This is a genomic window from Ornatilinea apprima, from assembly GCF_001306115.1.
In the GTDB taxonomy this organism is placed as follows: domain Bacteria; phylum Chloroflexota; class Anaerolineae; order Anaerolineales; family Anaerolineaceae; genus Ornatilinea; species Ornatilinea apprima.
On the sequence record NZ_LGCL01000015.1, the window covers coordinates 415,743 to 427,120 of the forward strand.

8 protein-coding genes are annotated in these 11,378 nt (G+C 61.4%); 5 read left to right on the forward strand and 3 right to left on the reverse strand.

The genetic code is table 11. From position 1 onward, the window contains the following. The first annotated feature begins 20 nt into the window (after positions 1-20). The 3 genes from ADN00_RS05135 (at position 21) to dnaA (ending at position 4,345) form a co-directional block, all read left to right on the forward strand. On the forward strand, positions 21-1,028 hold the full coding sequence (locus ADN00_RS05135) for a lysylphosphatidylglycerol synthase transmembrane domain-containing protein (RefSeq protein ID WP_075061871.1): 1,008 nt from the start codon (positions 21-23) through the stop codon (positions 1,026-1,028). Then, positions 1,025-2,335 (forward strand): NAD(P)/FAD-dependent oxidoreductase, encoded by a 1,311-nt coding sequence (locus ADN00_RS05140; protein ID WP_075061872.1) that lies wholly within the window; start codon positions 1,025-1,027, stop codon positions 2,333-2,335. The genes ADN00_RS05135 and ADN00_RS05140 overlap by 4 nt, the downstream gene beginning before the upstream one ends. A gap of 657 nt (positions 2,336-2,992) precedes the next feature. Then, positions 2,993-4,345, forward strand: a complete 1,353-nt coding sequence (gene dnaA, locus ADN00_RS05145; RefSeq protein ID WP_075061873.1) for a chromosomal replication initiator protein DnaA — start codon at positions 2,993-2,995, stop codon at positions 4,343-4,345. A gap of 87 nt (positions 4,346-4,432) precedes the next feature. Here the strand turns inward: dnaA and ADN00_RS05150 are convergent, their stop codons facing one another. Both ADN00_RS05150 and ADN00_RS05155 read right to left on the reverse strand, forming a co-directional pair. Beyond that, positions 4,433-5,452 (reverse strand): NAD-dependent epimerase/dehydratase family protein, encoded by a 1,020-nt coding sequence (locus tag ADN00_RS05150; RefSeq protein ID WP_075061874.1) that lies wholly within the window; start codon positions 5,450-5,452, stop codon positions 4,433-4,435. Positions 5,453-5,455: 3 nt separating this feature from the next. Then, positions 5,456-6,676 carry a thiolase family protein gene (locus ADN00_RS05155; protein ID WP_075061875.1) on the reverse strand — a complete coding sequence of 407 codons (1,221 nt, stop codon included), beginning with the start codon at positions 6,674-6,676 and terminating at the stop codon, positions 5,456-5,458. Between the two features lie 256 nt (positions 6,677-6,932). On the opposite strand from ADN00_RS05155, the gene ADN00_RS05160 reads away from it, so the two are divergent. Further along, complete coding sequence (locus tag ADN00_RS05160) at positions 6,933-8,564, forward strand: hypothetical protein (RefSeq protein ID WP_075061876.1); 1,632 nt, start codon at positions 6,933-6,935, stop codon at positions 8,562-8,564. 38 nt (positions 8,565-8,602) lie between these two features. On the opposite strand, the gene ADN00_RS05165 is transcribed toward ADN00_RS05160, so the two are convergent. Further along, the gene (locus ADN00_RS05165) at positions 8,603-9,568 is read right to left on the reverse strand and encodes a LysM peptidoglycan-binding domain-containing protein (RefSeq protein WP_075061877.1); all 966 of its coding nucleotides are present in this window, start codon (positions 9,566-9,568) and stop codon (positions 8,603-8,605) included. An 88-nt stretch (positions 9,569-9,656) separates the two neighbouring features. Between ADN00_RS05165 and ADN00_RS19710 the strand changes: the two genes are divergently transcribed. Continuing rightward, the coding region (locus ADN00_RS19710) for a tetratricopeptide repeat protein (protein WP_075061878.1) at positions 9,657-11,378 on the forward strand (1,722 nt) is incomplete at its 3' end.

Here is an 11,378-nt window from a genome sequence, read left to right on the forward strand (position 1 = left end):
TACATGGTAAAATTAACCCCATGAAAAAATGGCAAATTTGGTTGGGTATCCTCATCAGCGTGATATTTTTGTATATCGCTGTGCGCGGCCTGCACCTCGAAGATGTGTGGGAAACCATTCAATCGGCGCGCTATTTCTGGCTGCTGCCAGCGGTGCTGGTTTATTTTGTGGGGGTGTGGGTGCGTACCTGGCGCTGGCAGTATCTGCTGCGCCCGCTGAAGAAAATACCCAACCGGGTTATGTTCCCGGTGGTCAACATCGGGTACCTGGGCAATAACATCTACCCGGCGCGCGCCGGAGAAGTGCTGCGCGCTTTTGTGCTGCGGCGGCGCGAGCAGGTGCCGGTGTCTGCCTCCCTGGCCACCATCATCGTTGAGCGCATTTTTGACGGCGTGGTTATGCTGGGGTTCGTATTTCTCAACCTGGGGCAGCTTGCGCATCTTCAGGGCACCACCGGATTTGTGGGCAACATTCAGAACCTGGCGCTGTGGGCTGGCGCGGCGTTTGCTGCCGCGCTGATCGTTTTTCTACTGGCGGCCATGTTCCCGGCCCTCGCCGAGCGCCTGGCAACCTTCTTCATCGACCGTTTGGTGCCTGCGCGCTGGCGCGAAAAAATGCGCGGTTTTGCCTTGCGCTTTCTCTCCGGCCTCGAGTCGCTGCGCTCGCCGTGGGAAGCGTTAATGATCTTTCTAACATCTGTTTTGATCTGGCTGATTGAAACAGTGGTTTATTGGCTGGTGATGCAGGCGTTTGCATTCAATATCAACTTCTTTGCCCTCATGTTAATCAACGGTGTGGTCAACCTGGCTACCATGCTGCCCTCAGCGCCCGGGTACATCGGCATTTTTGAAGCCCCGGGAATTGCTCTGCTGCAGGCATTTGGCGTGGCAGGCGGGGTCGCCGCGGGGTATACTGTCGTGCTGCACATCACCCTGTGGCTGCCGATTACGCTGGTAGGCGCGTTTTACTTCCTGCGCGAAGGCCTGAAATGGGGGGAGAAAATTCCAACCCTGGAGCAAGAATCATGAAAATCGCTGTCATCGGTGCCGGTGTGGGCGGCATGTCCGCCGCCTACGACCTTGCCAAAGCGGGTCACCAAGTAACCATCTTTGAAGCCGCCGATCACACCGGCGGGCTGGCCGCGGGTTTCAAACAACCGCATTGGAACTGGTCAGTAGAGAAGTTCTACCATCACTGGTTCCAGACCGACTCATCCATGTTGGGGCTGATCGCCGAACTGGGCCTCTCCGATAAGGTCATGTTCCCGCGCCCGGTAACAGTGATGTACCACGAAGGGCGCTTCTACCCCTTCGATTCGATCCTGGCCGCCCTGCTCTACCCCGGTTTGGGCTGGGGACTGGGCAAAATACGCTTTGGGCTGGTGGGCCTCTATCTGCGTCTGACCAAAAACTGGCGCGCCCTGGAAAAGACCACTGTCGACGCATGGATGCGCAAATGGGCCGGAGACCGTGTCTACGAGCAGATGTGGGAGCCGATGATGGTCGGTAAATTTGGCGAGAAGTACGCCAAACAGGTCAACATGGCCTGGATGTGGGCGCGCCTGCACGCGCGCACCACCCGCCTGGGCACCTTCCAGGGCGGCTTTCAGGCCTTTTGCGACCAGTTCGCTGATATTTTGCGCGGCATGGGGGTGGAGATTCAGCTTTCAACGGCGGTGATGAACCTTTCTGCCGCGCCCGAAGGCAAGGTGAGCCTGCAGCTCACCAGCGAGAGCCTGGTGTTTGACCAGGTGCTCAATACCACCTCACCCGCGCTGATGGCGCGCATGGCGCCCGATCTTCCGCCAGACTACCTCAAAGGCCTGCTGAACTTAAGAAGCATGGGCGCGGTGGTGATGGTGCTTTCGCTGCGCCAGCAGCTCTCCGAGCAGGGCTATTACTGGTTCAATCTGCCCAAATCGGCCGGCTTCCCCTTCCTGGCGCTGGTGGAACACACCAATTTCCTCCCCACCGAGCACTACGGCGGCGACCATATCCTCTACTGCGGCGATTACCTGGAAACCGATCACGAATACTTCCAGCTGAGCAAAGAAGAGCTGCTGCAGCGCTTCCTGCCCAGCTTCCAGCGCATTAACCCCAATTTCAAACCCGATTGGGTCAAAGAAAGCTGGCTCTTCCGCACCCATTACGCCCAGCCCATTCCGCTGGTCAACCATTCCGCCAACATCCCCAGTATTCGCACGCCCATCACGGGGCTGTATTTCGCCAGCATGAGCCAGGTTTACCCGTGGGACCGCGGCACCAACTTCGCGGTGAAAATTGGCCGCGAAGCCGCTCAGATGATGTTGAAAGACAGCCAGGCACCAGCCGCGTAAATAATGAGTCACCCAACCGGTCCACCAGGGCCGGTTTTTGTTTGAAAGCCGGGGCGCCCTCCACCTGTTTTCCGCCCACCTGTGGATAAGATTCCATTTCTGGTAAAACTGTGGAGAAAACCTGTGGATAAATGCACACAACATTCTTTCAAGTTGAATCCATAAATTGGGGCACCCCTCTTATTGATTAAGAATCACCCATATATGGGGGTTTCATCCTGTGGATAACCCACCTGTGGGAAACGCGCATAAGCTTTGTAAAGAGGTAGAACAAAAAACTAATTTAATCGTTTTTTAACATTAGGTTGTCTTAAAATTCAGGCTTTTTTTAGGTTTCCGTAGGGCTTTCAACTTGTTGGATCGGCGGCTTTCTGCTAGAATCGCAGTAGCAAACGGAAAACAGAGCCAGAAACTTCGCCCTTTTATTTTCCACGTTTCGGGCTAATTGAGCGGTTCACATCATACCCATTGCAAATCTCTGCAGTGGGCTTCATATTCCTGCGCCCAATCCAGACCCACCCGAACAGACGGGGGATCGAAAAAACGGTGGAGTGTATTCCTCTGCCGGTGGGAACACGAAAAGAAAGAACCAACTTATTGGTGGCTTCAGAGGCGAAGCCGTTTGCGAATCATCATACCTTTGGGAGAAAGCAGCCCATGAACGGACAGCAGGCCTGGCAGGCAACAGTAGGACAACTTCAGATGGAAATGTCAAAGGCGGCCTTTGACACCTGGGTGCGCAGCGCGGAATTTGTTGGCCATCAAAACAATACCGTCACCATTGGCGTGCAAAACGCCTACGCGCGCGACTGGTTGGAGAGCCGGCTTTCCTCCACGGTTACCCGTCTCATTTCTGGAATGCTCAGCGAGCCCCAACAGGTCGAGTTCATTGTCTATCAAAAAGACTACCACGACGGGCCTGTCGAGCTGGAAGAAGAAGCAGAAGCGCCCGCCAGCGCGCAGGGAGAAAGCGAATCTTCCTCAAGCCAGACGGTCAACCGCTATACCTTCGATAATTTTGTGGTCGGCCCCAGCAACCGCCTGGCGCACGCCGCCTGCATGGCCGTGGCCGAGAACCCCGCACACGCCTACAACCCGATGTTCCTCTATGGCGGCGTGGGGCTGGGGAAAACGCACCTGTTGCACGCCATCGGCAATTCAGCGCGCGCCATGGGGTTGACGGTATTGTATGTTTCTTCCGAAGACTTCACCAACGACCTGGTGGAAGCCATCCGCACCCGCACCACCGCCGCCTTCCGCGAGCGATACCGCCGCATGGACGTGCTGCTGATTGATGACATCCAGTTCATCGCCGGCAAGGAATCGACTCAGGAAGAGTTCTTTCACACTTTCAACACCCTGCACGGCCAGGAAAAGCAAATCGTTATGTCGTCTGACCGTCCGCCCAAGGCCATGGTAACCCTGGAAGAACGCCTGCGCTCGCGCTTTGAGTGGGGCCTGACCGTCGACATTCAGCCCCCCGACCTGGAAACCCGCGTGGCCATCCTGCGCTCCAAAGCGCAGCGCGCCCGGCGCCAGGTTCCGCCCGAAATTTTGGATTTAATCGCCCGGCGCATTCAATCCAACATCCGCGAGCTGGAAGGCGCGCTGACCCGCGTGCTGGCCTATGCCGACCTGAGCGGGCAGCCACTCTCCAATGAGCTGGTCTCCAGCGCCCTGGCCGACCTGATTCCGCAGCGCAGCTCGATTGAACCCAACCAGGTGCTGGAAACCGTGGCGGCCGCCTTCAGCATGCCGCTCGACCGCCTGCTGGGGCGCGAGCGCTCGCGTGAGGTGGCCCTGCCGCGCCAGGTGGCCATGTACCTGCTGCGTGAAGAGATCAACATCTCCCTGCCGCAAATCGGTGAGACGTTGGGCGGGCGCGACCACACTACCGTCATGTACGCCTGCGATAAAGTGGCCGACCTGATCGAGCGCGACGACCGCTTCCGCCGCCAAATTATCCAGATTCGCGAAAAACTCTACGGCCGCAGTCCGGCCAACGGTTAAGGCTTTCGCGTTTTTCTAAGGATGGAGAAGAAAAACAGCAGGCGCGGAATGAACCCCGCGCCTGCAAACATTAATTCCTGATCATCATCAGGCCGCAGCCTTATTCTGACGCGGGCGGATAACCCCTTCGCTCACAAACCAGTCGTAGGCGTCCTTCAGCGCGCGGCGCGCCGGCAGGGGCGCTTCCAGGCGCAGCTCGCGCTGCGCTTTGCGCCCGTCATAATAAAAATAGTGCCCGGCCAGATTGAGCATTTCCGCCGAGACAGGCAGCGGAAGAAAGTCCTCCAGGCGTTTAAGCAGCCCGGCAGACAACCGCACCACCCTCCCAGGAACAACAAAGGGAACCGGCATGCCGCTCAGTTCCGCGATGGCGCGTGTCATCTCCGGCAGAGGCAGGTTCGTGCCAGCTAAAATGTACCGCGCGCCGCGCCGCCCGTGCTCCAGCGCCGCCAGGTGCCCACTGACCACATCCTCAATGTGCACAACATTCACCCCGCCTTCCACCGACAGGCGCAGCTTGCCGCTCGCCACCTGCACCACCACCGAGCTGGTCTTGCGGTACACATCGCCGGGGCCGAACACCAGCGCGGGATTGACAATCACCGCGTCCAATCCACCGGCCACCGCTTTTTGCACTTCCAATTCGGCCAGGTATTTGGAATAGCCGTACGGCCAAATTGCCGGGGGGCAGTTCCAGGCGTGATTCTCGTCCAGCAGGCCGCGCACCGGCGGGTGAAGCCGCGAGACCTCTGGCACTCCCAGGGCCGCCACCGAGCTGGTATACACCAGGCGACGCACCCCGGCTTTGCGCGCCGCTTTTAACAGCGCGCGCGTGCCCTCCACCGTAACCGTGTACATGCGGCCGGGGTCTTCGCGCCCGCCCAGCAGCGCCGCCGCATGAAAGACCACATCCACATCCTGCACAGCCGCTTCCAGCGTTTCCGGCTGGGTCAAATCGCCCAGGGCGTGTTCCACGGGCAGGTCGGCCAGCAATTTGAGCGAACTGGTTTCGCGGTGAAAGGCGCGCACCTGCACGCCCTGCTCCACCAGGCGGCGGCAGATCGCCCCGCCAATAAATCCCGTTGATCCGGTTACCAGCGCTTTCAAGGGCTAGTCCTCCAGCCATTCCACCAGAGAGGCTTCCCCCTGGCCCACCCCCACGCACAGAGCCGCCAGCCCGTAAAATGGGCGTACCTGGCCGGGGGCGCGGCGGCGCATCTCGTGCAGCAGGGTGGTGAGAATGCGCGCCCCCGAGCAGCCCAGCGGATGGCCCAGCGCCACCGCGCCGCCGTTGACGTTGGTCCGTTCGACAGGCATCTTCAGCTCGCGCATTACCGCCAGCGACTGCACGGCAAAAGCCTCATTCACCTCAAACAGACCGATCTGCTCGATGGAAAGGCCGCTGCGCTGCAGCAGCTTGCCCACCGCCGGCACCGGTCCCATGCCCATCATGTCGGGCTGCACCCCGGCCGCTGCCGAGGCCACCACGCGCGCCATGGGGCGCAGCCCCAGTTGGCGGGCGCGCTCGGCGCTCATCATCAGCAGGGCGGCGGCGCCGTCATTCATACCAGAAGAGTTCCCGGCGGTTACCGTGCCATCCGGGCGGAAGGCGGGCTTCAGGCGCGCCAGCGAATCCAGGCTGGTGTCGCGCCGTGGGCGCTCGTCTTGCGTCACCAGCAGGGCTTCCCCTTTGCGCTGCGGAACCGGCACCGGTTCAATTTCCGCTTCAAACCGTCCGCTGTCCATCGCCGCGATTGCCCGGCGATGGCTTTCCAGCGCAAAGGCGTCTTGCTCTTCGCGGCGGATGGCATACGCGTCCGCGATGCGCTCGGCGGTCTCGCCCAAGGGGTGTGTGCCGTAGCTGATTTCCATTTTAGGGTTGGGCAGGCGCCAGCCCAGGGCGGTATCCCACAGAGTCAGGTTGCCAAACGCGTATCCACGCTCTGCCTTTGAGACCACATACGGCGCCCGCGACATGCTTTCCACCCCGCCGGCGATGAAGACCTCTCCCTCGCCGCAGCGAATGGCGCGCGCCGCCATATTCACCGCCGTCAATCCTGAAGCGCACAGGCGGTTGACCGTAACGCCCGCCACATGCACCGGAAAGCCCGCCAGCAGAGACGCCATGCGCGCCACGTTGCGGTTGTCTTCACCGGCCTGGTTGGCGCAGCCCAGGTACACTTCCTCCACCAGGGCGGGGTCCAGCCCGCTGCGGCGCGCCAGCGCCTGCAAAACCAGGGCCGCCAGGTCGTCGGGGCGTATGCCCGCCAGCGCCCCGCCCAAATTGCCTATTGGCGTGCGCACCGCGTCGATGATCACTGCTTCTGGCACAGGTGCCTCCTTTTCGATTAGAATGCCGCCGCGCGGTTTTCGCGGATGAAGTGGACCAATTTTTGAAACATTGGCTTACCTTATAGAAATTTAAGATAGATTCTATTACAATATTCCTTATAAAGACACAGCAACGCGGTGAAATGAGAAAGATGAAAATGACTGGGGTGGTCAGAACAAACATCTTTTTCCGAACCTGGGGCGCCAGTTTTCTGGCAGCCAAGAATCAATCATCCATTCTTTCAGGAGTGTGGGAATGCGGCCATTGAAGAAAAAAATGCTGCATATCTTAATCCTGACCGCCGCCTGCCTGATTCTCTCAGCCTGCGCAACGGGGCCAGATTCCACCGGTTTAGACAATGCCGTCCGCGACGTTGACCCGGTGTTTCGCGAGTATTACCTCGATCTGGGCGGGGTGGATACTCTGGGAGCGCCCATCTCGCCGCCCTTTGCCGACGGCGGCAACACCTGCCAGTTCACCGTCAACGCGTTGATGTGCTTCAACCCCTACGACACCAGCACAGACCGCTTCTTCCTCTACCCGCTGGGCAGCGCGCTCAACATCGTCGAATCCCCCGCCAACGCCCTCTCTGAAGAAGACCCCAACCACCTCTACGGTTACGAAATTTACCCCGACTTTCTGGAAAAATACCACGACCTGAACGGCAGCATCAACGTCGGCCGCCCGCTGACCGGCATCCGCTACGATGAAGAGCTGCAGCGCATCGAGCAGTATTTTGAAAATCTGGGGTTCTACGCCAACCTGAAAAACGGTCAGAGTGAAGTGCGCCTGCTGCCCTACGGCGCCTACATCTGCGACCGCCACTGCCGCTCAACGGAATATGTGGCATTTGCCCCCCACCGCGAAAAGCCCAACATGCCTTTCCTGGCCTCGCTCAACCGCCTGGGCGGAGTGGAAACCTTCGGCGCGCCGCTCACCGATGATTATCTGGCCAGCGACGGCTATGTGGAACAGGTCTTCGAAAACGCGGTGCTTTACGCCCCCCCCGATGATCTCTCGCAGGTGCGCCTGCGCCCGCTTCCGCGCCTGCTGGGCATGGTGAGCACCCCGCCCGGGCCCAAGCGCTGGGGGCTGGAAAACAATGTCATCTTTATCAATCCGCCAGACGACCCGAACGGTTATCACGTTCCGGTGCTGTTCGATCAGTTCATTGCCAAACACGGCGGCTACGAGCTGTCTGGGCAGCCTATTGCCGACACCACCTATTACGAAGACAACCTTCCGCGCCAGTGCTACGAAACCTACTGTCTGGATTTTCACCAAAGCGCAGAAGAAAGCCGCCGGGTGCGCATGGCCCCGCTCGGCTCGCAGTATCTCAAACAATTCGGCGCGGGCCAAACCCCCGTAATTTCCCTCCCCGCGGAAGAAACGCCCCCTGATGCCGGTCCGCAAGCCCCGCCTGCGCCCGTTGAGGACTCGGCCCCGCCCGCCGCGCCCGTCACTGGCCCGCAAGAATCAGAAACCGCCCCCCAGGCGGCAGAAACGGTTCAAGAGCAGCCCACGCCAACCACCCCGCCCGAACCCACCCCCTTCCCGGAGATGACCGGCGACTTGATCTTGCGCGTGGCCGAACAGCGCCAGGAACTTGCGCCAGACCAGTCGCAAATTCTGTATATTCTGGTGCATCGCGCGCTCAACCTCGAGCCGGTGCCCGGCATTGTGGCGCGCATCACCCTGGTTACACCCCGCGGCGAAAGCGTTTACTACACCCCCTCCACCGGCAGCGGTGGACGCACCAGCCTGGCCATCCCGCCCATGCCCGATGTGGAAAACGGCAGCCTGGTAAGCTACCAGGTATGCCTGGAATTGGATATTGAGCCCGCGGTGTGCGTCTACGAATCCTATCTCATCTGGAGCGGGCCGTAAATTCTCTCGACCCAAAGGGATAACTTACCCCCTCAACCTTAAGGGCGCGCCTCCGCCCACACCTTCACGGTTTCAATCTCCCCCCCGCTGGAATACACATTGATTGTAACCGGTAATACGCCGCCCGGCTCAAGCGGATCGCCGCTTTGCCAGGTGCGCAGGCCGACCACCTCGCCCAGCGCGTTGTACGCGCCTGCCGCAAGCCTCACCTCGCGCGCGGGCAGGCCGCCCAGCACGCGCAGTTCCACGCTCACCTGGGCGCTTTTGCCGCCCTCCTCCACCTCAACCTGCGGATCGCTCATTTCCACGTCCAGGTAACGGCTGGCGTCCGCCGGAACGGGCAGCGCGGTCAGTAGCTCCACCCCAAAAGTGACGCTGGCAGGCAGCGGCGGTGGGAAGGAAACCGCCAGCGGCAGAGACTGCCCGGCGGGAATGCGGTTGAGCGGTGAGTAAGCCGTTTGTGAGATCAAATCGCCGGTCTGGTTGTTCGCGGCGCGCACCACCAGCGCCACGCTTTCCACATCCACCGCCTGTGAATTCTTTACCTCAATGAAACACCACGCCCCCTCATCGCGCCCGCGCAGGCAATTCAGCGGACCCAGCAGCACTCCCACCGGCGTGGGGCTGGGGATCACATCCGTGGAGGTCTCTGCCGCCGCCGGAATGAGCAGCTGCGTGCCCACCGACATCACGCGCGGATCCACGTCGGGGTTGGCGTCCATCAATGTTTCAATTGTGATGCCGTACAAAAAGGCGATGCCGCCCATATCCTGCCCGCGGGTAACGGTATGCACGCGCGGGGTGGGTGTGGGAGAGGGAAACGGCGTGGGCGTACCAGCACTCCAGCCGGGGGTGAGGGTGGCGCGCGGCGTTGGGCTGCTGTAGGGCGTCAGCGCCTGGGTGGGCAGCGGCGGCGCGGGCGCATCGGTAACGGTTGGCACGGCGGGAGAGCAGCCGCCCAACAACAAACCCACCAACACCAGCCAGCGAAGAAATGTTTTCATCGTTGCGATTATAACACGCGCCCATTTTGCCAGCCTTGCCCCGCGTCCAAGCCTGTGCTAAACTCAAAACGTGAATCCCGAAGAAGCCATGTACAAAGAGGCGCTCAACGCCGTCTCCATGCACGACTACGCGCGCGGTCGCGATCTCTTTACGCGCCTGCTGCGCATCAATGCCCAAAACGCCGATTACTGGCTGTGGATGAGCGCCTGCGTGGAAACCTCCAAAGAGCGCCTTTACTGCCTGCGCGAAGCCCACAAGCTGGCCCCCAATCACCCGGCAGTGCTGCGCGGCCTGCGCATGCTCGGCGAAGCGCCGCCCGCCTCCACCCCCGATTTCCCCTACGAACAGCAAATCCGCAAGTGGAGCGCGCCCAAACTGCAAAAGAACCTGCCCGAAACCGGGCTGCCAGGGAAAAAGCTGTGGCTGAGAGTGGCCGCCGGGGCTGGCGCGCTGGTGATCGTGGCCGCCCTGCTGCTGGTGGGCTTGTTGGGACCGGAAAATTCACCGCTTTCTTTCCTCTTCGCGCCGCGCCCCACTCCCACCCTGCGCCGCGTGCCCACCCTCACCCCGCAGACGCCTTCGCCCACCGCCCCGCTCTCCACGGCCCCTGCCGGGCAGCCCACGCCGCTGGAGGCCCTGCTGGGCGCCACATACACACCCACCCCGCTGTATGTGAATACACCTCATTCCGTCTCCGAGGCCTACCGCACCGGTCTGCGCGCCATGCAACGCCAGGAATGGGACGCCGCGCGCGGCTACTTCAGCCAGGTGGCCACCCTCGAACCCAACGCGCTCGACCTGCCCTATCTCTCCGCGGAAACCTACCGGCTTTCCGGCAAGCTGGAAGCCGCCGTGCTGGAATATGAAAAACTCATCGCCGCCAACCCCGAGTTCGCCCCGGCTTACCTGGGGCGGGCGCGTGTCTGGCTGGCAGAGACCCCCCCGGCCCTCGACAAAGCCGCGCGTGACCTGCAGCGCGCCGCCGCCCTCGACCCGGCCATGTTTGAAACCTACCTGGAATTGGCGCGCCTGGAGCAGCTGCGCGGCGACCCGCAAGCCAGCCTGGATTGGCTGGACACGCTGGAATCCTACAGCCCGGCCAATCCCCAGGCGATGCAGCTGCGCGCCCGCGCTCACCTGGCGCTGGGCCAGGCCGCCGACGCCGTGGATTGGGCGCGCCAGGCCAGCCAGGCAGACCTGACCTCGCTGCCCGCCTACCTGCTGCTGGGCGAAGCCCTGCTCAAAGCCGGCGAAGCCGAACAGGCCATCTCTCCCCTGGAAACCTACACCCTGCACGCCGCGCAGCAGCCGGAAGGTTGGGTTCTGCTGGCGCGCGCCTACCAGCTCAGCGGGCGCCAGGCAGACGCGCTGGCCGCCCTCACCCGCCTGGAGGCCGGTGGCAGTTCCGATTTTGACCTGCTGGTGCAGCGCGGCCTGCTTTACCTGGAGCTGGAGCAGCCTGAAAAAGCCGTGGAAGACCTGGAACGCGCCCGCTCCATCAATAAAAAGACCTTTGCCGCCAATATTGCCCTGGGGCGCGCTTACCTGGCCGTGGAACGCGCCGGTAACGCTTACCAGGCGCTGAGCGAAGCCGAAGCCTTTGCCAACAGCGACGCCGACCAGGCCGAAGTCTACTTCTGGCGCGCCCAATCATTGGATGCGTTGGGGGAGGTGAAAGTGGCGCTGCGCGAATGGCGCGCCCTGCTCGCTCTGCCGCAAGACGCCGTGCCTGAGAAATGGCGCGCCGCCGCCGAAGAGCGCATTGCCCAAACTATCACCCCCACGCCCACCCGGCCCACCCCCACCCCC

Bases quoted from the DNA above. Each gene is read 5' to 3' on its own strand.
- ADN00_RS05140 (WP_075061872.1), top strand. From the start codon at position 1,025: ATGAAAATCGCTGTCATCGGTGCCGGTGTGGGCGGCATGTCCGCCGCC.
- ADN00_RS05160 (WP_075061876.1), top strand. From the start codon at position 6,933: ATGCGGCCATTGAAGAAAAAAATGCTGCATATCTTAATCCTGACCGCC.
- dnaA (WP_075061873.1), top strand. From the start codon at position 2,993: ATGAACGGACAGCAGGCCTGGCAGGCAACAGTAGGACAACTTCAGATG.
- ADN00_RS05165 (WP_075061877.1), bottom strand. From the start codon at position 9,568: ATGAAAACATTTCTTCGCTGGCTGGTGTTGGTGGGTTTGTTGTTGGGC.
- ADN00_RS05135 (WP_075061871.1), top strand. From the start codon at position 21: ATGAAAAAATGGCAAATTTGGTTGGGTATCCTCATCAGCGTGATATTT.